Source organism: Hyphomonas sp. (assembly GCF_017792385.1).
Classification (GTDB): Bacteria; Pseudomonadota; Alphaproteobacteria; order Caulobacterales; family Hyphomonadaceae; genus Hyphomonas.
Genome location: NZ_CP051230.1, coordinates 468604 through 494293 on the forward strand (window position 1 = coordinate 468604; position 25690 = coordinate 494293).

Below are 25690 nucleotides of genomic sequence, written 5' to 3' on the forward strand. Positions count from 1 at the left end.
TCCGCACCTTCTGAAGCCCCATTAGCACCTCCCCCACCGAACAGGCCCGTGATCTATCTGCCGCCCGTGGCGGAAATGACCCTGGTGACAGCCGCCGGACTGCGCGAGCATCGCACGGACTGGTCCGATCAGGCGTCCATTAACCTCACGGATGCCCTGCGCCTGACGGTACAGGAGGATCGGCGCAACCTGTCTGCCGCGGCCAGATCTGCCAGCATCGCCCATGCCGGTCGCATACGGGATTTGGTTGAAGGGGACCCAGGCAGTTCCAAGAACCAGAGGGATGCGACCAAGCCTGTCGAGGCCGTGATCCTGGTGGAGTACGATGTCGAAAGTTCTGCCAGCCGAGTGGTCCAGGGCGGGCTCGGATTGGTGTTCGGGGGCGTGCCAGGCCCCGACGGGATGATCCGCAGGGCCCATCTGGTGCTGTTCGACATAGAATCCGGTGAGGCCGTATGGTGGCATGAAGCAAAGGCTCCGGATCCGCGCGAACCGAAGGCAGCGCGCCGCCTGATCGAGCAATTACTGGAGGCAATCGAAGGGGAAACAGGTTCCTGACACTGTTTTCCCCTTGAGGAATCGCGCATCCATGGCATGGGAATTGCTGACCCGCATTCTGTTATGCTTGCTGCTCCACACGCCCCGCACGAGGTTGCCGAATTGAAAGTCGACATCTGCGTCTGCACCTATCGCAGGCCTTCGATCGAGGACACGCTCCAGTCGCTTGATCGTCAGGCCTTGCCGCAAGGGGTCGTGGCGCGGGTGATCGTGATCGACAATGACGACACGCCGTCTGCACGGGAGCGGGTGGAAGCGATTGCGAAGACGCTCACCTTGCCGCTGACCTATATCCACGCGCCGGCCAACAATATCTCGATTGCCCGGAATGCCGGACTCGATGCCGCCACGGCTGAATGGATCGCTTTCATTGATGACGACGAAATTGCCGATCCGGATTGGCTTGCTTCCCTGCTGCAGATGGCCCGCATCAATGATCTGGACGCCGTATTCGGCCCGGCCATCGCCGTCTATCCCGATACGGCCCCCGACTGGATGAGCCAGCAGGACTATCATTCAAACATTCCGGTGCGCCGCGGCGGCGTGGTCCAGACCGGACATACCTGCAACGCATTGATGCGAGCCACGTCTCCGCTTGTGAAGGGGCAGCGCTTCCTTCTGGAGAAGGGCAAGACCGGCGGTGAAGACACCGAATTCTTCTTCCGTCTCTGGTTCAAGGGCGCGAAGTTCGGCATCAGTGAAGCTGCAATTGTGCACGAGGCCGTTGATCCGAAACGCATGAATGCGAAATGGATCCGTCAGCGCAAATTCCGTTCCGGGATGAGTTTCGGATACCATTCCCTTACAACGCGTAACCGGGTCACGCTGGGAATCACGGTCCTGGCTTCGCTGGCCAAGATCACATTCTGCTACGCAATGGCCCTGGCCTTCTTCTGGTCGGCGCGCCGTCGAAACTACTGGCACATGCGCGCTGTATTCCATCGCGGCTGGCTGGCCTCCGCCTTCAGCACGCAAGAGCCGGAATTATACTGATTTCGGTCAGAATGGCAGCTTGAAGCCGGGCAGCATGCCGCCGCCCAGGCCTTGAGTCGCCTCTTTCATCGCCTTCTCCATGGCCTCGTCCAGCCGCTTGCGCGCGTCTGCATGCGCGGCCTTCACCAGATCCTCGACGATTTCGGCGTCATCTCCCATCAGGGACGGGTCGATCCTGACACTGACCATGTCACCCTTGCCCTTCAGACGAACCGATACAAGACCGGCCCCGGCCACGCCCTCGGCCTCGGTCGCCTCGATCTTCTCCTGCGCTTCCTGCATCTTGGCCTGCATCTGCTGGGCCTGCTGCATGATCTTGCCAAGGTCTTTCATGGGAAGCGTGCCTCCTTCAGGCCGAACGTCTGGAATTCAGGTCAATGACATTGCCGCCGCCTGCGGCGGGCTCCGTCACATCGACAATGGTGATACCGGGAATACTCTTCAAGGCATCCGCGACAGCCGGATGCGCGGCTGCAGAGGCGAACAATTCCTCTCGCGTGCGGATCTCAGTTTGCCGCATGGTTTCGGCATTTGTTCGTATCTGCTCGACCTGCCAGTCATCGCCGGTATCCCGCTCCAGAAAGGTTTTCAGCCGGGCAAGCAGATCGTTCGGGGCAGCTTCTTCCAGTTCGCAGGAGAAATAGCCGTAACGAACGGGGCCCGGGCGGACATAGCGTTCCAGTTCCACCTGCAGATTGATTTCGCGATGCTCGCCCAGATAGGCGACAATCTGGGCAAAGCTCTCCAGCCCGCCGGCGGGAGACGGGGCCATGCCGTGTGGTTCAGGCTTTCCCGGCGCACCGCCCCTCTCGGCGATCATGCGCGCGGCCTCTTCCGGTGACGGAAGGTTGGCAGCCGCCGCAAGACGAAGGACGATCATGTTGAGCGCCGTGGCCGTGTCCGGTGCAGTCTGAAGGTCGTTGAAGCCGGAGAGCAGGATCTGCCAGTAGCGCGCCGCCTGGGCTGCCGTAAGCTTCTGTGCCATGGCCAGGGTGCGCTCTGTCCATTCCGCCGGCCCGGCGGACTGGAAGTCACCGCCGGTTGCCTGTGCCACCGAAACATCTGCGCAGACATCCATCAGGTCTTTCAGAATGACCGCCGGGTCCGCCCCGGCATGAACCTGGTCCTTCACTTCTGCCAGGGCTTCGGACGCATTCCCGGAGATCGCCTTTTCAAACGCATCAAGCAGCCGCGCACGGTCTCCAAGTCCCAGCATGTCGCGCACGGCGGCGCCAGTCACTTCCTCGCCATCCATCGTCTGCACGATGGCCTGATCCAGTATTGAGAGACCATCGCGCACAGACCCTTCAGCGGCGCGCGCAATCAGGGCCAGCCCCTCTTCTGAAACCTTGGCGCCCTCATTCGCGGCAACCCGTCCGAGATGGGCAGCCAGGTTCACAGCATCCAGCCGTTTCAGATCGAACCTCTGACAGCGCGACAGGACAGTGATCGGCACTTTCCGGATTTCGGTCGTTGCGAAAATGAACTTCACATGCGGAGGTGGCTCCTCCAGCGTTTTCAGCAGCGCGTTGAACGCTGCGGTCGACAACATGTGAACCTCGTCGATGATATAGACCTTGTGGCGGGCCGAAACCGGCGCGTAGCGCGCCCCATCCAGCAGGTCCCGCATGTCGGCGACACCGGTGCGGCTGGCGGCGTCCAGCTCCAGCACGTCAGGATGCCGGCTGGCCATGATGGCGTCGCAATGCTCGCCCTTCGGGTCGAGCCGGATGGACGGGCCATCATGATCGCCGGATTGATAGTTGAGCGCACGGGCCAGAAGGCGGGCTGTTGTGGTCTTCCCAACCCCGCGCACGCCGGTCAGCATGAAGGCGTGGGCCACGCGGCCCGTCTCGAACGCATTGGAGAGCGTCCGGACCATCGCCTCCTGTCCGATCAGATCCTCGAACCGGCGCGGACGGTATTTGCGCGCAAGGACCTGATAAGCCTCCGATTTCGGAGCCTCATCCTCCCCGAACATGGAGAAGGTCTGGTCGTCGCGCTCTTCGGGGAGTTCGGAATCGCTCATCGGGCGAGACTTTAGCGAGTCTCTGGGTGCGGCGGCAATGGGGCGAGTGACGAATCAGCCGCCCGCATCTGCTCATGCCTCGAGCAATTGCGCCCGCAGGTTTTCCTGCGCTGTCTCGTCCACCCCCAGCACGTCGGCCAGATAGGCGTCGACCGTGCCATGCTTGTCATGGATCACGTTGAAGGCCGTATCGAGGTAACGCAGACGGACCCCCAGGAAGGGACGGAACACTTCCGGTTCATATACTTTCCCGACCTGCTCATTGAAGAAAGCGGCGGCCTGGGGCAGGAATTCGTCCACATTGACGGCGGTGTTGGTGAGTTCGTAATCGGCGCGCAAATCCGCCTCTTCGACCCCCAGCACGTGATGCGTCAACGCGCAAAGAATGCCGGTTCGGTCCTTGCCGGCTGCGCAGTTCACAAGACCGGCTGCCTCCCCTTCCAGCCCTGCCAGATGCTCGAACCAGCCTGAGAACAATTCGGCATGATGAGCCTTGAACGGCGCCAGCGCGTAATAATCATTCATCCAGTCATCGGCCTGCTGGGCATCTGCCTCGACCTTTTTCAGGAATTGCGCATGCGGCGCTTCATGCTCACGCCCGCCATCATGGGTCAGTGTGTTCGGCGCGGACCAACGGGCGACGTTGCGTTCCCGCTCGTCCGGGCGGCGCAGATCGGCCTGCAAATGAATGCCCAGAGCGTCCAGCACGTTCAAATCGTCTTCGGTCGCCTCGGCATAATGGCCAGAGCGGAACAAGCGTCCGCGTTTGACCTGTCCCCCGTGACGGGATTTGTAGCCGCCGAAATCCCGGAAATTGCGAACGCCCTGAAGCGAGTAGATTCTGTCCGTCATCCTTGCGACCTAGCCCGCCTGCGCCCCCGCGTCCAGATGAGCGTCGGGGAAGGTTTTGTGACCCTCCCCCAATCGCCGTGCTCTATTCATTCACGACAATGACCTTGCGATGCGGGAACGGGATTTCGATGCCGGACGCATCCAGCGCCTTCTTCACCTGCTCAGGCAGTGAATAGCGCACATCGAAATAATGGGCGCCATCGCAGAATGGGCGGACCAGGAAGTCGACCGAACTGTCATTCAGGGTTTCGACTTCCACAAAGGGTGCCGGATCCTTCCGGATGTGCGGATGATCTGCCAGCACCTTGTCGATGACGGCGCGGGCCCTGTCGATGTCCTCGCCATAAGCCACACCGAAATGCATGTCGACGCCGCGCACCGGATGATGGCTATGATTGATGATCTGGTCGCCCCAGATCTGGCCATTCGGAATGATGATCTGCTGATTGTCGAAGGTCTGCAAAACTGTTGTGAACAGCGTGATCTCGTCGACTTTGCCGAATTTTCCGGCCGCATCGATGAAGTCACCAACCTTGTAGGGCCGGAACACCATCAACATGACCCCGGCGGCCAGGTTCGACATGGCGCCTTGCAGGGCCAGCCCGACGGCCAGGCCGGCTGCACCCAGCAGCGCCACGATGGATGTCGTCTCCACTCCGAACCGGTTCAGGACCGCGATCGCGACAAAAGCCAGGATCACATATTTCGCCACACTCCCCAGGAAGCGGAACAGCGTGTCATCCAGACGCTCGTTCCGTTCGCCGACATTGCGGATCGCCCTGCCGACGCGACCTGCAAACCAGAATCCGACAATCAGGATCAGGATGGCCAGCAGGATGTTGGTCGCCCAGGCAAGCGCTCCGGGCAGGTATTGGTTGATGTCGATCTGGTTGAGCCAGTCTTGCATGGCGTTCTCCCCCTCAATTCAGCCACAAAAACTCTTGAATCCTGACTCCAGCTGAACAAAATCCGGAGGGGACATTCAGACTGCGTTCATCCTCGCTGTCGCGCGGGCTGACGAAAGCTCGAAAAACAATGCCTCTACATGTGTCTCCACTGTCGCAGCCGCTGGCCGCTTCCCAGGCCGGCCCTGATGTATCCAAACATCGAAAAGCCCACTGATGGCGCACATGGGCTTTGATTCAATCGCCAAACGGGGCGGCGCCGGACCCGGGCGCACTCAGATCGATCCGGTGCCTTGCGCGCGCCAGCCACCCTCGTGTCACCCCCGTCTCAGCCGGCTACGCCTTAATCCGTCGACTGACCTAACGCGACAGATTGCCTTAACAATCGGGTAACATCATCACTGACTAAATCCACTCAATGCTGGCGGCCCCCGACACAGCCGCAAGGCATTCCGAATCGACGCAATGGCACACCATGTGCCGACTATTCACGAGACTTTGGGGGAACCCATTATGCGATCACTTCTTCTCTTCACCATTCTTTCTATCGCCTGCATGCCTGCCTCAGCGTGCTACTCGGTGAATTTCAAGAACGAGTCCAACAAGCCGATTTCTCTGACCTGGTACGCCTACATGGACAATCATGATAGTCCCTGCGGAAACAAGTTGAAGAAGAGACGCAAGGACTATACGTGCGCATTGACGGCGCTGTTCCCGGGTGAATCTCACACAGTCGACTTCAAATGGGGGGCAACGATCCCAAAATTGTTCGTGGCGTACTCGCCTTCCGATGAAACGCTCAACACGTACTTCGAGAAGAACTGGCTGGCGGCTTACACGTACAAAGACAAGATGCACGGGTCCAAAAAGCCAAGCAAATTCTACAAAGTGGACCCCCGCAGCGCTGCTACCGGAACACCTGCACTTTGCGGCCCGAAATTCCATATCGCCTACACACAAGACGACCTGGCCGAGGACCTCGCCGCGGCCAAAGCAGCCGCCGGCAACTAGCAGCTTCTGTGTATTCGAAGCAAACGCTCCCCCCTCAAACCCCAAGGCACCGACATGCGAACACTCCTCCTTGCCTTTCTAGTGAGCGCCAGCGCAGCCATGCCAGCGCATGCTTGCTACTCGATCAAAGTAAAGAATGAGACCGACCGCACGCTGGACGTTGCCTGGGGCGCACTCGAATGCGGCAAGAAATGGCGCAGCGAAGACGGCATCTGCGACCACGAGGAAATACTGCATTCGGACGACTTCACGATGAAGTTCGGCTGGGGCATGGTGGCGCCGACCGTGTACATCAACTTCGCGGGATCCGACACAGATGCGTACACCAAGCATTACTACAATAATCGAATGATGCTGATCTACAATTTGCATGGAGACAAGTTCAAGAAAGAGAGCGTGGAGGACTTGATTCCTGCGTCGCCATCAACTTGCGGAAAGCATTACACCATCACCTACACATCCAAAGAATTGCGGTCGGATTGGGCGGGCCTCAAGTCGGCTGCCGCCAAGGAAGCCGCAGCCGAAGGTTACTCACCCTAGCCTGCTGGTCCCTTGCCCCAACAGCTTCTGAACGCTCAACGGACACGCACCCGGGAGATATGACAGATGAAATTGCCTGCTATCATGACAATCGTGGCAGCCGCGACGCTATCCCTCCCAGCAGCGTCCGACTGTTTCAATGTGGATATTCAAAACAAGACCGACCAGCCCATCAGCATCAGCTGGCATCAGATCGGTGACTGCTTGCCCGACAACAAAAAGGTAAAAAAGCGTCGCAAGAAGCCGACTTGCCAGGAGAAAGCACTGTTCCCAGGCGAATCCTACACGGTTCCATTCCAATTCGGAGCAACCGCACCGCTAGTCTATGTGGGACTTTCAGATTCAGACAGCAATACAAATGCCTATTTGAAGGACCATTGGGCTGCGACCTATTTTTACAAGGCCGGAAAGCACAAGAGTTTTGTCAGGATGACTTCGGAGAACGAGTTGTTGGAAACCCCGTTCAACTGCCACAAACACTATGAAATTCGCTATACTGAGGATGATCGCACGTAGGATATGGCCAAGGCCGCCGCTGCAGCCGACAGGTGATCCGCAAGCCAGTTTCCCCTTCAACCCGCGCCAATCCCTCCCGTGTACTGCCGGCACACATCTTTGTCAGGAGGCCGACACCTGAAAAGCGATAAGTTCAGGAAGATAAAAGCTCCCTCAGAGACGCCCAAGACGCCCATCACATGCGCACAGAAACCTCAATCCCGCACCCTCAACAAGTGAACTATAGCACCGCAACGCGCCCTCAAGGACACAATAAAGGACGGGCACACACATGAATGTCTTCGCCTTATCGTCAGCTCTCGCCTCTATCTTGATTTGCGTCCAGCCTGCGTCCGCAATCAATTGCTACTCAATCAAGGTCGAAAATGAATCCAGCGCCCCGATTTATGTGCAGTGGACTGCTTATGGGTGCCTGAAGTTCAAACACCGGCACCTGAAACACATATGCTCTGAACACAGCATATCTCCGGGAAGTTCACGAAAATTCGACTATCAGTGACTGACAACACAGCCCAATGTCCTCATTTCGTTTAGTGGCAAAGACATCGGTGAGGAAGATCCGTCGCTCCAGGATCTAAAAAGCGTCACCTATTACGTCATCCGCGATGGAAAAGTCGAAAAAGATGATGGTCTACACGGCAAGGGAGAGTCTGCTCCACATTGCGACAAGCATTACACATTTTCCTACACGCAAGACGATCTGGAAACTGATTGGGCGCGTGCGCGCAAGGACCGGGATCTGACATCGTCGTCGGGCGATTGACCCAGCCCGCAACCTGCCAACGGAAACGCGAGACTTGAAAGGCTCCCCCATGAAAACGCTCCTTGTCCCGGTGACACTACTTGTTGCGGGTTTTGCGACGGCCCCGGCAGCCGGGGACTGCTACACGGTTCACTTCAACAACAAAACGGACAGTACGGTGGAAGTGCTCTGGACGGCTTTGGGTTGTTTCAAGATAAGCGCGGGCGTCAATGAAGTCTGCACCCATCACACGATCGGTGCGGGCCATTCGAATTCATATGACTATAAATGGCTGACCACGATTCCGGTGCTACATGTGCGGTATGACGGATCGGATGTTGGCGAAAAGGATCCCTACTTCGCGAGCAAATACCACAAAGTTTACTATCAGCTCAAATCAGGTGGAAGGGAATTCGAAAAAGTGTCTTGGCCGAACACCGCGCATGTCTCTCCGAACGGATGTCATGAACACTACACGATTACGTATACCGAGCAGGAATTGAAGACGGACTGGCACAGCTACACGGCCCAAGAGAACCGTTTCCGATAGACATTCCAGCCAGCAATCTGGCGGGAGGGCCTACCTCAGTTGAATCCGCGTCAGCATCGGGGAGACGTCGGCCGGAAGCACGACCGCTGCAGTTTTTCCACGGATCGGTGCGCGTGTTGGCTCACATCCCATACCAAGACACTCAGAGTGGGACAGGCTTCACGGCTGGCCTCAGTTCAACGCTCATCTTGAAGATTCTCGTTGACCCCGATCAATACCCTGCATTGAATTTCTCATTACGTCGGCTTGGCCTCTTACGGTCCTGGCCGCGTGTGAAACGCTGCGGTCTGCGGAACCTCCTGCCCTCTTCAGCGTTTCAGCAATCCGATCACACAAGGGAGCCATTCCATGATCAAGTTTCGTTCCGCCCTGCTCGCCGGTTGTTTCGCGGCCACCGCTTCGCTGGGCCTCAGTGCCTGTTCTTCCCTGCCGGATGAAGTCGACCGCGCCCAGATTGATGCGGGCAGCCGCGCAGCACTGAACAAGTTGGTCAGCGAGAATTCCGCCGCACGCGCGATCAACAATCAGGCGCGCGCCGTTCTGGTATTCCCGTCCATGGTAAAGGCCGGTCTGGGAGTCGGCGGCGCCTACGGTGAAGGTGAACTCATTCGCAATGGCGCGACTGTGGACTATTACAGCTCTTTCACGGGCTCCTGGGGCCTGCAGGCGGGCGCGCAATCCTACGGCTATGCGGTGTTCCTGATGAATGACGAGGCTGTCGAGTATCTGGAAGAGTCGGATGGCTGGGAAATCGGTGTCGGCCCGACTGTCGTGCTGGTGAATGCCGGTGTTGCCGAGAACCTGTCGACCTCCACCCTGAAAGAAGACGCCTATGCCTTTGTCTTCGACCAGAAAGGCCTGATGGCCGGCATCAGCATCGAAGGCACGAAGATCACCAAGCTGCACTAGGCGCGGCCTGAACGACACTCGGAAGAGGCGCTGGACCTGGCCGGTCCCGCGCCTCTTTTGTTCATCGCAGCGCCCCCACCCTATCTGAAGGGCGGCTCATCGAAGGCGCGTAGTTTCCGGGAGTGCAACTTGGCTCCCTTGTCCGCCGACAATCGCTCGAGTGTTTCAATTCCGATGCGAATGTGCTCCCCAATTGCGCGCTCATAGAAGCGATTGGCCGCGCCCGGCAGCTTGATCTCGCCATGCAGGGGCTTGTCCGACACGCATAGCAGCACACCATAGGGCACACGCAGGCGAAACCCGTTGGCAGCGATCGTGGCGCTTTCCATGTCAATCGCGATCGCGCGAGACTTGTTGAACCGGCGCGCGGTGGCGGAGAAGCGCAATTCCCAGTTCCGGTCATCGGTTGTGACCACCGTACCGGTTCTCAGGCGCCGCTTGAGCTGTTTTTCATCTTCGCCGGTCACGGACGCGGCAGCCTGCTGCAGTGCCACCTGGACTTCGGCAATAGGCGGCACCGGGATTTCGGGCGGCAGGACTGAATCCAATACATGATCCTCCCGCAGATAGGCGTGGGCCAACACATAGTCTCCGATGGACTGACTGTGGCGCAGGCCGCCGCAATGGCCCACCATCAGCCAGACTTCCGGGCGGAGGACGGCAAGATGGTCCGTAATGGTCTTTGCATTCGACGGCCCGACGCCGATATTGACCAGCGTGATCCCCGCCCCGTTCGGTGCGCGCAAGTGATAGGCGGGCATCTGGTAGCGCCGCCAGGGAGAGGCATCGATTTCTGCCCGGGTCGTCTCGGTGGGCTCGGACACTTCCAGCCCTCCCGGAACAGACAAGGATGTGTAGTGATTGTCCTCGGTCAGCTTCTGGAGCGCCCAGTCACAGAATGCATCCACATACCGATGATAGTTCGTGAACAACACATAATGCTGGAAGTGCTCAACCGGGGTCCCGCAATAGTGCTGCAGACGCTTCAGTGAGAAATCAACGCGCTGCGCATCGAACAGGGCCAGCGGATGGGTCTCATAGGGGTCGTACAGTTCTCCATCAGCCACCTCATCACCAATGTCGGCAAGGTTCGGGCTTGGAAAGTGCCGCGCCAGTTCGGCCGGCGAAATCTCCTCAAGGCCGCTGGCCTGCCCCTGCTCCCAGACATAGGCATACGGAATTTCGGAATCCGATGCCTCGACATGGATCTCGATATCGTAATCCCGCATCAGCAGGGCCAGTTGTTCCATCAAATAGGCACGGAAAAAGTCTGGACGCGTGATGGTCGACACATATGTGCCGGCTTCCGACATCTTTCCGAAAGCTCTTGAGATGGGCGGGGGTGGACCGTCGGGATTGTAGACAATCCGTATCTGCGGATAGCAGAATGCTCCGGACGCGCGCACATCTGGCGAGGGCGGCGTGCCCTTGTGCAGGAAGATGTTCAGCGCAGATGACAGGGCAGAAACAGAATCGGAATACAGCGCCTCAAGCGCATCGACGACCTGTTCGGGTGTGGTGAAATTTGACATGGCACCAAATGGCGGCATTGCGGCCATCTGTCAATCTGGCGGCCCATACGCGCGCAGCCGCCGGTTTCCCGAGCGAAATCAGGCCGGTGTGAAAGATCGCCGGAGACGCAAGGCAGCTATGAGTTTTTGCCGCGCATCTTTCGCTTGAGTTATGCGCAAACATGCGTTTTTGTTGCAGCGCAACATGACGCGTCAATCCCGCGCGGAAAGGCCATGACGCTTCGGCGTCACTGCGGGGAGAACACAGAACTGACGTGGTGTGTGGCGGGAGGAGTTCCTGTCGGCAGCGATGCCGTCTCTAACTCTGAAGGTAATTTCATCATGAAAAAGCTCATCATCCCGGCCCTGCTGTCTGCCGCGATCCTCGCCCCTGCTGCAGCTTATGCAGACGGCACTCCCATCACTGTAGAAATTGCATACGACAAGGCCCTGCTCGCCTCCGATACCGGCGCGGCAGTCGTGCTCAAGTCCATCGAAGGCCAGGCTCGCGATGCCTGTTCCGCACGTTCCCCGGTCACGCAGCAGCCCTATGTCGACCGCACATGCGTGAAGAACATCAAGAAAGCCGCGATCAAGAAAATCCTGGCTGAACAGGAAGTTTCCGGTGTCGTCGTTGCGCCGACCTTTGCGCGCCAGAATGTAACCCTCGTCGCTGACGCGGGACAACGCTAGGCCAATTTCCTCCCGGAATAGCGTTGGAGGGGCTGCCCAGGGCCACGGGCAGCCCCTTATTCGTTTACGAATGTGACACGGCGCAGAATCCCGCATGAAAAAAGCGCGCCATCCTGTCGAATGGCGCGCTCTTGTCTCCAAATCGTTTGGACGGGCTAGCTGGCCGTGGCATCCACGAGTTTGCGCTGATCGAATTTCGACCAGACCCCGTCATCACCATGCCAGTCGCCGCTGGTGGCCCCTTTGGAGTATTCGGTCGCGCGCTGTTCGAAGAAGTTTGCGTGCTCCACACCATTGAGGATTTCCGTCAGCCACGGGATCGGATGCTTGGTGATGCCATAGATCGGCTCCAGCTTCAGCTGTCCCAGACGCCAGTCCGCGATGTAACGGATGTATTGCTTGATGTCGTCAGCCGTCATGCCTTCGACAGCCCCCATTTCGAAGGCGAGTTCGATAAATTTGTCCTCCAGGGACACGACGGTGCGGCAACACTCGCGAATACGTTCGCGCAGTGCGTCGGTCATAACCCCGGTCTCGGCGCAGAAGGTGTGGAACAGCTTGATCATGCCTTCGCAGTGCAGTGACTCGTCGCGCACCGACCAGGACACGATCTGTCCCATGCCTTTCATCTTGTTGAAACGCGGAAAATTCATCAGCATCGCGAAGCTGGCAAACAGCTGCAGCCCTTCCGTGAAGGCGCCGAAGACGGCCATGGATACGGCGATGTCCTCATTCGTGTCCGTTCCAAACTGACCGAGATAGTCATGCTTGGCGGCCATCTCCTCATATTCCATGAAGGCCGAGAATTCGGAATCCGGCATGCCGATCGTCTCGAGCAGCAGCGCATAGGCTGCGATATGGATGGTTTCCATGTTCGAGAAGGCTGCCAGCATCATGGACACTTCGGTCGGTTTGAACAGGGGCATGTAATGCTCCATGTAGTTCGCGCCGACTTCAACGTCTGACTGGGTAAAGAAACGGAAGATCTGGGTCAGCAGGTTGCGCTCGGAATCATTGAGCTTCACCGCCCAGTCCTTGCAGTCCTCGCCAAGCGGCACCTCTTCCGGCATCCAGTGGACCTGCTGCTGGACCTTCCAGAAATCATATGCCCATGCATAGCGGAACGGCTTGTAAGCCCGGCTCGGCGTCAGCAGTCCAGGCACTTTGGAATTTCCGTCAGCCATTACGGCCTCCTACGTCTTTTTGATGCTGTATCGGGAACAATCTACACCACATATAGTGCTTCAAACGCGTTAATGCCGCAAGATGTTTGACTGTGACAATGCGTACTTGTTCACAGCCTTGCTCACAGTTTTGGCATAATTGCCGCTTAGGGGTGGCGCGGCTGGCACGACTGCCGCAAGGATCGGCACCAATGCTGCCTTCACGCGTTCATATCCTGCCCTGACGAGACAAGACTTCATGCGCTACCTGACTTCCCTAATCGTGACCCTGCTTGCCGCAGTGACGCTCGCCTCTCCTGCCGCCGCAAAGGTGGTTCGCGACGTGATCTATGCTGAGGCCCCCGGTCTTGATCCCGGTGATGTCCGCGCCGACATCTACATGCCTGCCGAAGCCGACGATGCACCGATGATCATCATGATGCATGGCGGCGCCTGGACTTTCGGGAACAAGCAGAACGCCCTTGGCATGTTTCAGGCGAACTATTTCACAGATCAGGGATTCGTATTTGTCGCCATCAATTACCGCCTGGCACCAGCGCATCCCTTCCCTGCCCAGCAGGAAGACGTCGCCGCAGCGATTGCCTATTTCCACAAGCACGCCGAAACCTATGGTGCCGACCCTGACAAGATTTTCCTGATGGGTCATTCGGCGGGGGCGCATATGGCCGCCCTGGTCGCGATCGATCCGGACTATCTGGACGATGTCGGCCTCACGCCTGATGTCATCAAAGGTGTCGCTGCGCTGGACAGCGCGGCCTACAATCTCTCACGGACCGGCAGCGATGGGGACATTCCGGAATTCTACCACGCGACGTTCACCGCCGACGACCCAGATGTCTGGGCGGCCGCATCGCCGACCCTGCTCGTTGAAGAGACAACCCCCATCCCGCCCTTCCTTCTGCTGTATGTGAACCGGGCCGTTTCGCCCAGCCGCGCCAAGGAACTGGCCGAAGCGCTGCGCAGTGCCGGCCATGAGGCAGAGGCACGACGCGTGAAGAACCGCGACCACAAGAGCCTGAATGACCGTATCGGAGAGAAAGGCGACAAGGTCGGACCGATGATCGTCGACTTCTTCAGGCAGCAGATGGACTAGTCAGCTCCGGCAAAGCCTCCCATCGCCATATCGGCATGAATCTTGCGAAAAATCCGGCGGGGCGGCGTGGAGCCTCCTCTGCTCAGACTATCGGAGGCAGATGATTGCTTTATTTCGGACGATTGCACGCCAAGAAGCTGCTGTTCATTTTCGGGTGTCAGAGATCGGGCACAAATGCCACGCTCGATACGCTCGGTACGTTGCCTGGCACGATTTACTTCCCCGAAGTGAATTCTCCTGTCACCAACTTGGATACGACCGAACTGCCGAAACAGACCATTCGCCTGAACCCGCTTGCGGAGGTCGCCCGGACGGTAAAGTGGCGACGCCACAAGAACATCGTCATCAAGCCCCTGGTCGAATGCCAGAGCGCTGCCGAGATCCTCGACTACTTTCCGAACGCGAAAGGCTTGTGGATGTACCGCCACTACAAGGATGTCGTGGCCTCCATGGTACGAAAATGGACCGTCGAACGCGGATTGGAGGAAGCTGCAGAAATCCTGTCAGGCGACCCGAACAATTGGCGAGCCGACAATATCGACGGAACGCTTCGCGAGACCGTTCAGGCGGCCGTTGACCAGGGAATTACCGGCCAGGATGGCTGGGGCCTGCTCTGGTACACACGCAATGCACACTATTTCCGGCAGAATCTGATGGAACGGGCGGACCTGGCGCTGGTCCGGTATCGGCACCTGGTGGAAAACCGTGACCTGTTTGATGCAGTCATGCATCATCTGGATCGCGACGAACTGAAATTCGGTGATCGCTGGCCCTACAATGCGAAATCGCTCAATGCGGGCAATGACGTGCAATTCTCACCGCACATCACCCCCTTGCTGGAAGACATGATGGCACGGCTCGACGCGTGCGCCTTCACCGCGGCTTCTGTCGAGACCGCAAAATAATTTCTGACTCAGGGCTCTACGACCCGGAACCAGAACTCCGGGGAGTCCAGTGCGGCAAACCACGCCATCAACGCGGTCGGGTCTCCTTCCATGCTCGCGTCCCCCGAAGTCATGATTTCCCGGAAACTGCGGGTCTGCAGGATGAGATCGTTGAAAGCTGACCGCGTCAGCGTCACAGATGCGGCGGCCGAGTCCGACTGGACGCCGACCCGCGGGAATGCCGTTGCCTTGCCGATATCAATCACGAACTCCTCACCGGTGTCGGTGAACGCGATATTGAGCTCGAACGGATCCCGCGAAAGCTTCTCCGGGGCGTAGCGAACTGCCATGGCGTTGAACAATTCGATCGATGGCACGCCTTCGATGAATTCCCGGCTGCGGGTCCGCACAGCCCCCTGGTCAGCCCCGGCCACACCCTGCCTCAATTCCTGAGCGCCGGTGAGATAGTAATCGCGCCAGGCACCGCTCTCGGCCTGAAAGCCAAGCTGCTCATAACTCGCTGCCAGCCAGTCCTTGGCCGACTGGTTGGACGGGTCGGAAAACACCAGATAATTCAACACTTCAGCCGCCCATCGGTAGTCACCCTGCTCGAACGCGTCCCGGCCAATCGCCAAGGCAGAGTCGGGCCCTCCAACCGCCTTGACGAACCGCCCGGCCTTGGCATCCAGCGGATGCGCATTGAACGTGGCCGGCACGCCATCCCACCAGCCGAAGTAGGCCTGGAACACAGCTTTCGCGTTGTGATTCAGTGTCCCGTAGTACCCACGCGTGTCAAAATGTTCCACCTGAAGGTCAGGCTCCGCCAAAGCTTCCGCAATTTCGAACTGGGTTTCTCCGCGATTGGCCCGGCGCACTGTCTGGTCATGTGTGTAGCGGTAGATGTCTCGCTGGCCGCGCAAATAGGATGCAACATTGTCCTGTCCGAACGTTGGCCAATGGTGTGAGGCGAACACCACGTCGGAACGGTCACCATACTCCGTCAGGACATGATCGATCACGCGGCTCCACTCCAGGAGGTCCCGCACTTTGGCTCCTCGCAATGTCAGGGCGTTGTGAAATGTCGCCGTGGCAACTTCAGCGGTGCAGAGCGCCTTGAAGTCCGGCAGGTAGAACATGAATTCCGCCGGGGCCTCTGTTCCGGCTGCATCCACGAATTCGAAGGTTACACCATCAATCACGCGCACGGTGCCGCGCCCCGCAATTTCCTCGGTTGGCTCGATCAGGCCAATCGTACCCTGCGACAGGGCCGGCCCCAGCCCGACACCCACCTGCCCCGTTGGTCCACTGGGCAGCGTGTTGCCGAACATCAGTACGGCCCGGCGACTCATATAGTTGCCGGCCAGCAGATTCTCGGCCACCGCCGCCTCGGTGAATCCGACCGGTGCAAGCACAGGAACGCCTCGCGCTTCAATCTCGGACTCGTCGATGACGCCGCGCACGCCGCCGAAATGGTCACCGTGCGAATGCGTATAGATCACTCCGGTCACCGGCCGCTCGCCCAGCGTGTCATTCACCAGTTCCAGCGATGCCGCGGCCGTTTCCTGACTGAGCAGCGGATCGACGATAATCCATCCCGTTTCGCCACGGATCACCGACATGACCGCCAGGTCGTAGCCGCGAACCTGATAGAGCCCATCCATGACTTCGAACAGGCCGTGCTGGGAATTCAGGATCTCCTGCCGCCAAAGCGAGGGATTCACCGTGTCCGGGCTGTTGCCATCGATAAACTCGCGGCGGCTGACCTGCCAGACGACGTTCCCGTCAGCATCGGTGATCGTGTCCTGTTTCAGCTGCGCCAGCAGGCCACGGGTTGCATCCACGAAATCAGATGTCTGATCCAGCGGCAGGCGCTCCGCCAGGGCGGCATTCGCACTGCGCGTCGCCTCGGTCGCAATGCCGACCGGTGGCGCCTTGATGTCGATGTGGCGAGACTCTTCGGATGATTGCTGAGAGCAGGCCGCCAGCAGAATGGCGGCGGCCAAGCCGGTAAGTCGCTTCATGTTTTCCTCCATGCCGGTCTCTGCGTACCGCTTCGCGGCACTGTGCGATGCGGTCACCATGCATGCAAGCCGGTCGCGAGGGAAACGAAGGCCTAGCGGGAAATGCTGATGGAGAGCGCGCCAAAGCGCTGGGGACCGTCCTGGCGCACGAACTCTTCGGTCCGGTTCACAAATGTGAAGGCCAGCTGGACACTCCGGTAATGGATCGCGACGCCGGCTTGCAGGTCGCCCACCACTGTGCGGCGGTCTTCGACCCTGGGCCCGTCTCGCCAGAGGTTTCCATCAAGGAACATGTCCCGCGCGATCGCCCGTCCGTCCACACCGACAAAGAAATATCCGCCGACCGGATCATCCGCCGTACCCGGCACAAACTCCCCTGCCCCTGACAGGGCCGGTCGAATGCGTGGCGGGCCGAAACTGGAATCGAGATCCCAGCCGATCCGGGCCGTCAGTCCGGTTGCCCCATAGGTCCGCACATTGCCGAGTGCGACGGCGACGTGCGCGCCAAAGTCTGTCTTGAGCCCGAGGGGCAAATCCGGTCCGTCGAACAGCTGGAGGCGCTGCGCGATGATCTCCACGCCCGGCTCGTCCTTCAATTGATAGTCCCAGCCCTTCGCGGTGGGCGCGCCAATGATCTCGTGCCAGGTGTTCTGTACAAACTCTCCTGCAGCGGAAGGGCCGACAATCCCCAGATTGACCTGAAGCGTATCCTGCGTATGCGCACTGCTGGCGGCCACAGTTGATGACAGGGCGAGCCAGGCGGCATAGGGCCGGTCGGTCGGGTCAGGAACAAAGGCTTGCGTGTCTTCCGGCGTGAAAATGGCGTGGGAGAGTGCGAACCCCTGCCGCAGCTCTGTCCTGTCCAGATCGATCCAGGGCAGCCTGTGGGCCACCCATTCCAGGCCCGGATGGACATTGTCTGCGCCGGACACGCGCTCGATGCGCAAGCCATTGGAATAATTGCGGTCTGTTCCGCCACCAAAGAAGTCGTTCTCGGTGGAAAAGGACACGACCGCCGGTTTCCGGGGGACGGTCGGCTGGTTATCCTGAGCATGCGCCACGGGCACACTCAGGCACACCGCCAGGAATGTCATGGTTCGGAGGGTTGGGAATCGAGCCTGCATCGGCTCCGATTACCAGTTAACGACGCATCGTGAAACTGACACCTGCGAAATCTTCCGTTTCACTGATGCTCACATTGCGGTCAGAATATTTCACTTCGCGGCGGATATAGCTCAGCGAAAGCTCGCCACCGCCGCGCTGGACAGACACGCCTGCCTGCATATCACCCACAGTGACCTGGTCGGTGAGGGACATGTCCCCCAGGCTCGGCCGGAACCCGCTGGCATCAGCGTCCCAGACAAGCGCCTCACCGTCTGCTCCGGCAAAGATATACCAACCCTGCGGCTGTCCGTTGCGGTCAAGAATGTCGAAATCCTGACCAATCCGCACTTCACCGCCGACGCGGCGTGTCAGGATGTCCCCCTCTTCCCGGACCGCGATGCGCGGCGCAACGCCGACGTCGAAATTCAGGCCGGTGACTTCCTTCGGTGCGGAAATGGCGATTTCGGCTGCGATATCTTTCTCAATCTGGCCGGGCCGCGACAGTGCAGCCCGACTGCGTTCGGCGGCGACAGCGACCAGCGTGTCATTGCTGCCCCAGTCGATGCGCGTATTGTTCGGTACGCTCAGGCTTGCAGCCGTGGACGCGCTGAAATCAACCGGCTCTTCGGACAGGATCTGGCTGGCGATGGAATTTGTCGTGCCGAGGGGCACGCCGCTGAAACGGGTCGGCTCGGAGCTGTACACATGAACAGAAGGCGCTGCAGGTACAGTCGCGCTGGTTCCGTAATTGGCGGGTGCCGCCATCTGCATGCCCAGCGTAGGCGGGGCAACCGGTTCGGACCGCACCTGATCGTGCGGGGAGGTGGAAACACATCCCTGGCACGCCATCGTGACGACTGCGGTTGAAATTGCAAACACCATCTGCCTCAAACCTCGCATGTCTTAATCCCTGAGCCGTCTCTCTCAAGAATTAGACCGTTTGACGCTTAACTTATCATAAAGAGCTCGCCAGCCCCAAACGCCATTCGGTCGAAAAACATTAATTTCCACGCTCTCAACTCCGCTCTGTAGTTTTTGTTCCAGAACCCGGAAAAATTGCGGTTTTTGGGAGGCATGTCGCCTTATTTCAGATCGAAATCGCGTTAACGCGCTGTAAAATATCGGGAAAATCAGTCGGGCTTCGCGGTCAGGCGCTTGGCACATCCACGCCGTGCACAAAAAACCGGCGCCCCGAGGGGGACGCCGGCTGATTCTCAAGCGCTATCCAGCGTTGAACGTCTACTGGCAGGCCAGGCACTCGTCATAGTCGGTGTTTGGCGTGTCCATCTTCTGTGCGGACGACTTTTCCGATCCGGCAAATGCGGCCCGCTGCACCGATTTGGAACGGCAGTAATAGAGCGACTTCAGTCCCTTCTCCCACGCCGTCCAGTGCAGCATGTGAAGGTCCCACTTGGCGATATCACCCGGCAGGAACAGGTTCAGCGACTGCGACTGGCAGATATAGGGCGTACGGTCGGCAGCGAGTTCGATGATCCAGCGCTGATCGATCTCGAAGGCCGTCTTGAACACGGACTTCTCGTGATCGTCGAGGCAGTCGAGATGCTGCACCGAGCCTTCATGTTCGAGAATAGAGGTCCAGACTTCGTCGGTGTCCATGTCCTTGCTGGCCAGCAGGCGCTGCAGCTGCTGGTTCTTCACCGTGAAGGAGCCGGACAGCGTCTTGTGCGTGTAGACGTTCGCCGGGATCGGTTCGATGCCGGCAGACGTGCCGCCACAGATGATCGAGATCGACGCCGTTGGCGCGACAGCCATCTTGTGACTGAAGCGGGCCATCATGCCCACATCGCGTGCATCTTCACAGGGGCCACGCTCCTTGGCGAGCTTGACCGATGCTGCGTCGGCGCCCTGACGGATGTGCTTGAACATCTTTTCGTTCCAGACTTTCGACATGGCGCTTTCCAGCGGCACATTCATCGTCTGCAGGAAGGAATGGAAGCCCATGAGGCCGAGGCCGACCGAGCGCTCGCGCTTGGCGGAGTAGACGGCGCGGGACATTTCCGGCGGCGCACGCTCGATGAAGTCTTCCAGGACATTGTCGAGGAAGCGGAAGATGTCTTCCAGGAAGTTCTCGTCCTTGGACCATTCCATGAATTTCTCGGCATTGACCGAAGACAGGCAGCAGACGGCCGTCCGGTCCTGCCCGGCATGGTCGATCCCCGTGGGCAGCGTGATCTCGGAGCAGAGATTGGACTGCGTCACCTTCAGGCCCAGCTTGCGCTGGTGGGCCGGCATCGCATTGTTCACCGTGTCGGTGAACAGGAGATAGGGCTCACCCGTCTGCATGCGCAGCTCGAGAATCTTCTGCCACAGCTTGCGTGCATTGATCGTGCGGATCACCTCGCCGGATTTCGGGCTGATCAGGCCGTATTCCTCATCATTCTTCACGGCTTCCATGAAATCGTCCGTGATGTTGATGCCGTGATGCAGGTTCAGGGATTTGCGGTTGAAGTCGCCCGACGCCTTCCGGATTTCCAGGAATTCCTCGATTTCCGGATGGTGCACATCGATGTAGCAAGCAGCCGAACCACGGCGGAGTGACCCCTGGCTGATTGCCAGCGTGAGGGAGTCCATGACGCGAATGAACGGGATGATGCCGGACGTCTGACCGTTCTGGCCGACCTTTTCACCGATCGACCGGACATTGCCCCAATAAGTGCCGATGCCGCCGCCATTGGACGCCAGCCAGACATTCTCGGTCCAGGTTTCGACAATGTCGTCAAGCGAGTCACCAACCTGGTTCAGGAAGCAGGAAATCGGCAGGCCGCGCGCTGCGCCGCCATTCGACAGGACCGGAGTGGCCGGCATGAACCACAGCTGGGACATGTAGTCATACAGGCGCTGCGCATGCTCGGTGTCGTCGGCAAAGGCCATCGAGACGCGCGCGAACATGTCCTGATAGGATTCACCGGGCAGAAGATAACGATCCTGCAGCGTCTTCTTGCCGAACTCGGTCAGCAGGGAATCGCGCGACGGATCAATCTGGATTGGCGTGCCCTCAACAAGGCGCAGCATGCCTTCCGCACCCGCCTTGGGCTTTCCCTTGCGCGTGGCGGCTTCAGACACAGTTTTGGCCTCGGTTGCAGACATAGAGCAGCCCTCCAGAATCAATAGATAAATATAGGTCCGGAAGCCCCTGAAAGCCAGATATTGCTCTCAACCCCGTTCCTGACACAACATATAGTGTCTGAAGGTTAATATCGGGTCAACGGGACAAGTCTCAAATTCGTCAAATTTGCCGTGGAATTCTGGTTAACGAGTGGTTAACACACCCATCGATTGCCCGCCACCATTGGCCTTTTTGCAACTGCACAATTCTGTGTCAGGGACACAGGTCCGAACCGACCGGTTTGTGTCCGGCCAGGTCCCAAGCGACCGCGATTCCGTTAACGCAATCTAACCGGATCGCAACCGATTGCCCGTCCGCATTGGGGTAATCGCTAACCAGCCCCGTGCATTGTGGGGATATCCACAATTCAGACCCTCGAGGCTGTCATGCTCAACTGGCTCAAGAATCACACATTCCAGGACTGGGCCAACGCGCCGATCGTGAATGATGGGGAGACCATCATCGACGCCAGCGCGGCGGCGATCTTCGACAAGCTGGATCTTGCCTCGCCGCGCAACGCCCTTCGCGAACGCGGCTTCGCCTTCGGTGACGGCAATCCGGCCTATGATATCTTCGAAGCGTCGGCACCGGACCTGCCCGATACGCCGCTGGTGTTCGAGGTGACCGAGTCGCGCCCAAACAAGCGGTATTGCTATCGCACCACTCCCCGCGCCTGGAGCGAGGAACTGGCGGTGCTCGAATCGGCCAGCGAGTTCACCATCATTCCCCAGAAGGATGGCCGTCACTTGCTGCACCTGCAGGAGACCAGCCTGCTCGCCCCCCGGCTGAACCGTGACCAGTATGTGCTTGAACGCGCCAAGCTGAGTTTCTCGGTGTTCCGCACGCTCGCCCGCCTGAGGCTGAGCCTCGAAAGCGGCGTCGACCTGAAGAGCCTCGGCTGATACGGCACGTGAAGGCGGAGACAGGCGAGCGACCCGGGCGAAAACTCGTTGGGGCTGCTTCGTTCCCGACCTGACCCGGTTGGCGAGCGACCCGTCCGCCGCCTGCCTCCTGTGGCCTATATGCTTCCGGCGGCGCCACAGCGCAAGGCCTGGCCACACCCTGTTTCACTTACCCCCTCCGCAAATCCCGTGTTAGCGTCCCGCGACAGGGTTTTTGGAGGACACATTCATGAAACGATACCTATCAAGCACGGCGGCCGCGCTGGCGATCGCCCTGGCGTTCCCATCCGCTCACGCCGACGAGACGACAGCCGACAGCAAGCGGTTCACAGCCGAACGCGTGTTCGACATCGAGTACGCGACGGACCCGCAGATCTCGCCCGATGCCAAATCCATCCTGTATGTGCGCCACAGCATGGACAAGATGAAGGACCGCGACACCGGTCATCTCTGGGTCATCAATACCGAAACAGGCACACAGCGCCCCTTGCTGGGCGCGGAAGGCAGCGCTGGCGCGCCGCGCTGGTCGCCGGATGGCTCGCGCGTGCTCTACACCAGCACGGCCAAGGGCAAGCCCGAACTGAAAGTGGTCTACATGGACACCGGTCTTTCCCATGCCCTGGCCCAGTTGCCGAAGTCGCCCTCCGGCGCAACCTGGTCACCGGATGGTCGCCACATCGCCTTCTCCATGTTCGTACCCGGCGAAAAGCCGGGCTTCGCAACGCCGCCCAAGGCGCCCGAAGGGGCCGAATGGTCGGATCCGGTCAAGGTGATTGACGATCTGACCTTCCGCTTTGACGGTCAGGGATATCTCGAGGATGGCGCGACCCATGTGTTCGTGCTGCCGGCCGAAGGCGGAACACCGCGTCAGGTCACGCAGGGGGACGCGGATCTCTCCGGTCCCGCCTGGCTGGACAATGACACGCTGCTCGTCTCCGGCAATCAGGCCGAAGACCGCGACATGGACCCGGTCGAGAGCGAAATCTATGCGGTCGAGCTGTCGGACCTGTCGATCCGGCCGCTTACCTCTCGCAATGGCCCGGATCACTCGCCCGTCCCCTCCCCGGATGGGCAAATGATTGCCTTTCGTGGGTATGATGACGAAGAGAAATCCTATCAGCAGAACAATCTCTATCTGATGGCGGCCGACGGCTCGAATGTCCGCGAACTCGCGCCCGACTTTCCCGGTTCGCCGAGCCAGATCGAATGGGCACCGGATGGCAAGAGCCTGTATGTCCTGTTTGAGGATCATGGGGTCCTGACACTGAACGAAACCGACCTTCAGGGCCGGATGACCCAGGTGGCAACCGGTATCGGCGGCACAAGCATTGGCCGCCCCTATGCCGGGGGCAGTTTCTCCGTCGCCCGGGATGGCCGCCGGGAACAGATCGCCTACACTGCCGGTTTCTCCGACCGCCCGTCCGAGATCGCCGCGATCCGTTCGGACGGCCGCGAGGGCCGTGTGCTGACAGACCTCAATTCCGATGTCCTCCCCTATCTCGACATGGCCCCGCTGGAGGAACTGAAAGTGGCTTCAAGCCATGATGGCCGCGAGATCGAGGCATGGGTCGCCCTGCCCCCGGATTTCGAGGCAAATGGATCCTTCCCGCTGATCCTCGAAATCCATGGCGGTCCGTTCTCGATGTACGGCCCCTTCTTTGCCAGCGAAATCCAGAGATACGCTGCTGAAGGCTATGTCACGGTCTATGTCAATCCGCGAGGATCAACCGGGTACGGAGAAGAGTTTGCCCAGGCCATTGATCGCGCCTATCCGGGGCATGACTATGACGACCTGATGAGCGTGGTCGATGACCTCGTCGCACGCAACTATGTCGATCCGGACAGATTGTTTGTCACCGGCGGATCCGGTGGCGGCATCCTGACGGCCTGGATCGTCACCCGGACGGACCGGTTTGCGGCCGCCGCGTCGGTCAAGCCGGTCATCAACTGGATGACCATGGCCATGGCGAGCGACATTTCGCAATATGTGCGCAGGCACTGGATCCGGGAAGATCCGTGGACCAATCCGGAAGCCTTCCTGTCCCTGTCCCCGATTTCCTATGTCGATCAGATTGTCACCCCGACCCTGGTCATGGTGGGCGAGGAAGACTGGCGCACACCTGCCTGGGAGGCGGAGCAATTCTACACGGCCCTGAAGATGAATGACGTCGAGACGGCATTGATCCGGGTGCCCGGCGCATCCCACTATATTGCAGGCCGGCCGAGCCGCCTGATCGCCAAGACGGACAATATCATGGGCTGGTTCGCGAAATTCGATCCGGCGAAGTCAGAGTCCAAATCCGGCACAGACGAATAGGTCACGCCCGCATCCAGACAGCGCCCGAAGATCGGGCGCTGTCTTTCTTTCCAGAGGCTCCCCTCTCCTCCTGCATAAATCCTTGCAGATTCAGGGATTCCTGAACGCCCGCCTTCTCCGGCACCTGTCTTGCATGATCCGTGCGAACATTATCGGTGAGGGGAGCGGTCATGCTTAACAGCATCAACCTGCTCAGGACGCTGTCCTGTTTTGCAATCCTGATTTTTCACATCCGTGAATTCGTCAACGCGCATTCCGACACGGTCCATCTGTCGTTTTCAGCCTCACCAGGATTTCACCTGTTTCTGGCAATCAGCGGGTTCATTCTTGTCTACATCACACGCCCGGACGACACGCCCCTGAACTTCATGATGAAGCGGACCGTCCGCATTGTCCCGCTGTATTGGGCGACCACGACCCTGGCGCTGATCCTGGCCCTGACACGGCCCTGGCTGTTCCATGATGCGGACACGGGTCTGTCTTCCATCATCAGCAGCTACCTGTTCCTGCCCCACTATGATCTGGGCAGCGACATCCAGCCGATCCTGTTTGTTGGCTGGACGCTCGGCTATATCATGCTGTTCTATCTGCTGTTCTCGCTGTCCCTGCTCATTCCGGAACGGTTCCAGGTCCCCGGAGCCATTGTGATGACGCTGGGCGTAATCGCCGGGGCCAGCCTGTTGCCGGCCGGTGCATACCGGGCCTTTTATGGCGATCCGATCCTGCTGGAATTTGCGATGGGCTGCATCATCGGCCTGCTGCTGCGCCAGTCCGAAGTGCAGGACTTTGTCCGGCGCACGCCAATGTGGCCCTTCATCCTGCTGGGCATGGCAGGCTTTGCCCTCGCCATGAAACTGAACTGGACGGGCTGGGGCAAGATCGCAACCTACGCTCCCCCGAGCGCTCTCGTTGTCTTCGCCTGCGCCGGGCAGGATTTGTTCCGCAAGCCGCTGACAAGTCAGGTCGTGTCGATCGGCGGCAAGATCAGCTATGGCGTCTTCCTGATCCATCCACTGCTGATCCCGGTCGTGGGTGTGGTTGCCTTCAAGATAACCGGCAATGACTGGGTCGCCACGTCGCTGATGTTCCTGGTGATCCTGCCTGTCACAACGGCGCTGGCCTATCTCAGCTTCCGCTATTTCGAAACACCGACGAACAGCTGGCTCAGGAAGTCACTGCACCTGTCCAACCTGCCGCCAAAATCCGTGCGCAATACTCAGCCGCCACCGGGACAGGCAGCGGCCTGATC

Annotated in this window: 23 protein-coding genes and 1 other RNA gene; 13 read left to right on the forward strand and 11 right to left on the reverse strand. The window is 59.3% G+C overall.

Going from position 1 to position 25690, the window contains the following annotated elements; all coding sequences use genetic code 11:
* The first annotated feature begins 48 nt into the window (after positions 1-48).
* Positions 49-558 (forward strand): hypothetical protein, encoded by a 510-nt coding sequence (locus tag HF955_RS02290; protein WP_291077513.1) that lies wholly within the window; start codon positions 49-51, stop codon positions 556-558.
* Positions 559-621: 63 nt separating this feature from the next.
* Complete coding sequence (locus tag HF955_RS02295; RefSeq protein WP_291077514.1) at positions 622-1551, forward strand: glycosyltransferase family 2 protein; 930 nt, start codon at positions 622-624, stop codon at positions 1549-1551.
* Between the two features lie 6 nt (positions 1552-1557).
* On the opposite strand, the gene HF955_RS02300 is transcribed toward HF955_RS02295, so the two are convergent.
* The 4 genes from HF955_RS02300 to HF955_RS02315 all read right to left on the reverse strand — a co-directional run bounded on the left by HF955_RS02300 (position 1558) and on the right by HF955_RS02315 (position 5339).
* The gene (locus tag HF955_RS02300) at positions 1558-1884 is read right to left on the reverse strand and encodes a YbaB/EbfC family nucleoid-associated protein (protein ID WP_291077516.1); all 327 of its coding nucleotides are present in this window, start codon (positions 1882-1884) and stop codon (positions 1558-1560) included.
* A gap of 16 nt (positions 1885-1900) precedes the next feature.
* Complete coding sequence (locus tag HF955_RS02305; RefSeq protein ID WP_291077518.1) at positions 1901-3580, reverse strand: DNA polymerase III subunit gamma/tau; 1680 nt, start codon at positions 3578-3580, stop codon at positions 1901-1903.
* 72 nt (positions 3581-3652) lie between these two features.
* Positions 3653-4432, reverse strand: coding sequence for a tyrosine-protein phosphatase (locus HF955_RS02310; protein ID WP_291077520.1), 780 nt, complete (start codon positions 4430-4432; stop codon positions 3653-3655).
* An 82-nt stretch (positions 4433-4514) separates the two neighbouring features.
* Entirely contained in the window at positions 4515-5339 is an 825-nt protein-coding gene (locus HF955_RS02315) for a mechanosensitive ion channel domain-containing protein (protein WP_291077522.1), read from the reverse strand.
* A 511-nt stretch (positions 5340-5850) separates the two neighbouring features.
* Here HF955_RS02315 and HF955_RS02320 point away from each other — a divergent pair.
* The 5 genes from HF955_RS02320 (at position 5851) to HF955_RS02340 (ending at position 9605) form a co-directional block, all read left to right on the forward strand.
* Positions 5851-6348, forward strand: a complete 498-nt coding sequence (locus tag HF955_RS02320) for a hypothetical protein (RefSeq protein WP_291077524.1) — start codon at positions 5851-5853, stop codon at positions 6346-6348.
* A 54-nt stretch (positions 6349-6402) separates the two neighbouring features.
* Positions 6403-6888, forward strand: coding sequence for a hypothetical protein (locus HF955_RS02325; protein ID WP_291077525.1), 486 nt, complete (start codon positions 6403-6405; stop codon positions 6886-6888).
* Positions 6889-6954: 66 nt separating this feature from the next.
* Positions 6955-7404: a hypothetical protein gene (locus HF955_RS02330; RefSeq protein WP_291077527.1), complete on the forward strand. Its 450-nt coding sequence runs from the start codon at positions 6955-6957 to the stop codon at positions 7402-7404.
* A gap of 812 nt (positions 7405-8216) precedes the next feature.
* On the forward strand, positions 8217-8696 hold the full coding sequence (locus HF955_RS02335; protein WP_291077529.1) for a hypothetical protein: 480 nt from the start codon (positions 8217-8219) through the stop codon (positions 8694-8696).
* Positions 8697-9044: 348 nt separating this feature from the next.
* Complete coding sequence (locus HF955_RS02340) at positions 9045-9605, forward strand: lipid-binding SYLF domain-containing protein (protein WP_291077531.1); 561 nt, start codon at positions 9045-9047, stop codon at positions 9603-9605.
* Between the two features lie 80 nt (positions 9606-9685).
* Here the strand turns inward: HF955_RS02340 and HF955_RS02345 are convergent, their stop codons facing one another.
* Positions 9686-11137 (reverse strand): AMP nucleosidase, encoded by a 1452-nt coding sequence (locus tag HF955_RS02345; RefSeq protein WP_291077533.1) that lies wholly within the window; start codon positions 11135-11137, stop codon positions 9686-9688.
* A 321-nt stretch (positions 11138-11458) separates the two neighbouring features.
* Here HF955_RS02345 and HF955_RS02350 point away from each other — a divergent pair, with 321 nt between their 5' ends.
* The gene (locus HF955_RS02350; protein ID WP_027837232.1) at positions 11459-11809 is read left to right on the forward strand and encodes a UrcA family protein; all 351 of its coding nucleotides are present in this window, start codon (positions 11459-11461) and stop codon (positions 11807-11809) included.
* 155 nt (positions 11810-11964) lie between these two features.
* Here HF955_RS02350 and HF955_RS02355 read toward each other — a convergent pair whose 3' ends face one another.
* Positions 11965-12993, reverse strand: a complete 1029-nt coding sequence (locus HF955_RS02355; protein WP_291077536.1) for a ribonucleotide-diphosphate reductase subunit beta — start codon at positions 12991-12993, stop codon at positions 11965-11967.
* A gap of 238 nt (positions 12994-13231) precedes the next feature.
* Between HF955_RS02355 and HF955_RS02360 the strand changes: the two genes are divergently transcribed.
* Together HF955_RS02360 and HF955_RS02365 are read left to right on the forward strand one after the other, a co-directional pair.
* Entirely contained in the window at positions 13232-14086 is an 855-nt protein-coding gene (locus tag HF955_RS02360) for an alpha/beta hydrolase (RefSeq protein WP_291077538.1), read from the forward strand.
* 104 nt (positions 14087-14190) lie between these two features.
* Positions 14191-14991: a hypothetical protein gene (locus HF955_RS02365; protein WP_291077540.1), complete on the forward strand. Its 801-nt coding sequence runs from the start codon at positions 14191-14193 to the stop codon at positions 14989-14991.
* Positions 14992-14999: 8 nt separating this feature from the next.
* Here the strand turns inward: HF955_RS02365 and HF955_RS02370 are convergent, their stop codons facing one another.
* From HF955_RS02370 to HF955_RS02385, 4 genes are all read right to left on the reverse strand, one after another.
* Positions 15000-16991, reverse strand: coding sequence for an alkyl sulfatase dimerization domain-containing protein (locus HF955_RS02370; protein ID WP_291077541.1), 1992 nt, complete (start codon positions 16989-16991; stop codon positions 15000-15002).
* 92 nt (positions 16992-17083) lie between these two features.
* Entirely contained in the window at positions 17084-18085 is a 1002-nt protein-coding gene (locus HF955_RS02375) for a lipid A deacylase LpxR family protein (protein ID WP_291077543.1), read from the reverse strand.
* A 46-nt stretch (positions 18086-18131) separates the two neighbouring features.
* On the reverse strand, positions 18132-18995 hold the full coding sequence (locus HF955_RS02380; protein ID WP_291077545.1) for a lipid A-modifier LpxR family protein: 864 nt from the start codon (positions 18993-18995) through the stop codon (positions 18132-18134).
* A 339-nt stretch (positions 18996-19334) separates the two neighbouring features.
* Entirely contained in the window at positions 19335-21203 is a 1869-nt protein-coding gene (locus HF955_RS02385; RefSeq protein ID WP_291077547.1) for a ribonucleoside-diphosphate reductase subunit alpha, read from the reverse strand.
* Positions 21204-21608: 405 nt separating this feature from the next.
* Between HF955_RS02385 and HF955_RS02390 the strand changes: the two genes are divergently transcribed.
* Positions 21609-22124: a hypothetical protein gene (locus HF955_RS02390; protein ID WP_291077548.1), complete on the forward strand. Its 516-nt coding sequence runs from the start codon at positions 21609-21611 to the stop codon at positions 22122-22124.
* A gap of 15 nt (positions 22125-22139) precedes the next feature.
* Here the strand turns inward: HF955_RS02390 and ffs are convergent.
* Positions 22140-22232, reverse strand: an RNA gene (ffs, locus tag HF955_RS02395) — signal recognition particle sRNA small type.
* 121 nt (positions 22233-22353) lie between these two features.
* On the opposite strand from ffs, the gene HF955_RS02400 reads away from it, so the two are divergent.
* Complete coding sequence (locus HF955_RS02400) at positions 22354-24441, forward strand: S9 family peptidase (RefSeq protein WP_291077550.1); 2088 nt, start codon at positions 22354-22356, stop codon at positions 24439-24441.
* A gap of 170 nt (positions 24442-24611) precedes the next feature.
* On the forward strand, positions 24612-25688 hold the full coding sequence (locus tag HF955_RS02405) for an acyltransferase (RefSeq protein ID WP_291077552.1): 1077 nt from the start codon (positions 24612-24614) through the stop codon (positions 25686-25688).
* Positions 25689-25690 lie beyond the last annotated feature (2 nt).

Bases quoted from the DNA above. Each gene is read 5' to 3' on its own strand.
- HF955_RS02325 (WP_291077525.1), top strand. From the start codon at position 6,403: ATGCGAACACTCCTCCTTGCCTTTCTAGTGAGCGCCAGCGCAGCCATG.
- HF955_RS02300 (WP_291077516.1), bottom strand. From the start codon at position 1,884: ATGAAAGACCTTGGCAAGATCATGCAGCAGGCCCAGCAGATGCAGGCC.
- HF955_RS02305 (WP_291077518.1), bottom strand. From the start codon at position 3,580: ATGAGCGATTCCGAACTCCCCGAAGAGCGCGACGACCAGACCTTCTCC.
- HF955_RS02375 (WP_291077543.1), bottom strand. From the start codon at position 18,085: ATGACATTCCTGGCGGTGTGCCTGAGTGTGCCCGTGGCGCATGCTCAG.
- HF955_RS02320 (WP_291077524.1), top strand. From the start codon at position 5,851: ATGCGATCACTTCTTCTCTTCACCATTCTTTCTATCGCCTGCATGCCT.
- HF955_RS02340 (WP_291077531.1), top strand. From the start codon at position 9,045: ATGATCAAGTTTCGTTCCGCCCTGCTCGCCGGTTGTTTCGCGGCCACC.
- HF955_RS02345 (WP_291077533.1), bottom strand. From the start codon at position 11,137: ATGTCAAATTTCACCACACCCGAACAGGTCGTCGATGCGCTTGAGGCG.
- HF955_RS02350 (WP_027837232.1), top strand. From the start codon at position 11,459: ATGAAAAAGCTCATCATCCCGGCCCTGCTGTCTGCCGCGATCCTCGCC.
- HF955_RS02355 (WP_291077536.1), bottom strand. From the start codon at position 12,993: ATGGCTGACGGAAATTCCAAAGTGCCTGGACTGCTGACGCCGAGCCGG.
- HF955_RS02335 (WP_291077529.1), top strand. From the start codon at position 8,217: ATGAAAACGCTCCTTGTCCCGGTGACACTACTTGTTGCGGGTTTTGCG.
- HF955_RS02330 (WP_291077527.1), top strand. From the start codon at position 6,955: ATGAAATTGCCTGCTATCATGACAATCGTGGCAGCCGCGACGCTATCC.
- HF955_RS02360 (WP_291077538.1), top strand. From the start codon at position 13,232: ATGCGCTACCTGACTTCCCTAATCGTGACCCTGCTTGCCGCAGTGACG.
- HF955_RS02405 (WP_291077552.1), top strand. From the start codon at position 24,612: ATGCTTAACAGCATCAACCTGCTCAGGACGCTGTCCTGTTTTGCAATC.
- HF955_RS02380 (WP_291077545.1), bottom strand. From the start codon at position 18,995: ATGCGAGGTTTGAGGCAGATGGTGTTTGCAATTTCAACCGCAGTCGTC.
- HF955_RS02295 (WP_291077514.1), top strand. From the start codon at position 622: ATGCTTGCTGCTCCACACGCCCCGCACGAGGTTGCCGAATTGAAAGTC.
- HF955_RS02400 (WP_291077550.1), top strand. From the start codon at position 22,354: ATGAAACGATACCTATCAAGCACGGCGGCCGCGCTGGCGATCGCCCTG.
- HF955_RS02310 (WP_291077520.1), bottom strand. From the start codon at position 4,432: ATGACGGACAGAATCTACTCGCTTCAGGGCGTTCGCAATTTCCGGGAT.
- HF955_RS02315 (WP_291077522.1), bottom strand. From the start codon at position 5,339: ATGCAAGACTGGCTCAACCAGATCGACATCAACCAATACCTGCCCGGA.
- HF955_RS02385 (WP_291077547.1), bottom strand. From the start codon at position 21,203: ATGTCTGCAACCGAGGCCAAAACTGTGTCTGAAGCCGCCACGCGCAAG.
- HF955_RS02390 (WP_291077548.1), top strand. From the start codon at position 21,609: ATGCTCAACTGGCTCAAGAATCACACATTCCAGGACTGGGCCAACGCG.
- HF955_RS02370 (WP_291077541.1), bottom strand. From the start codon at position 16,991: ATGAAGCGACTTACCGGCTTGGCCGCCGCCATTCTGCTGGCGGCCTGC.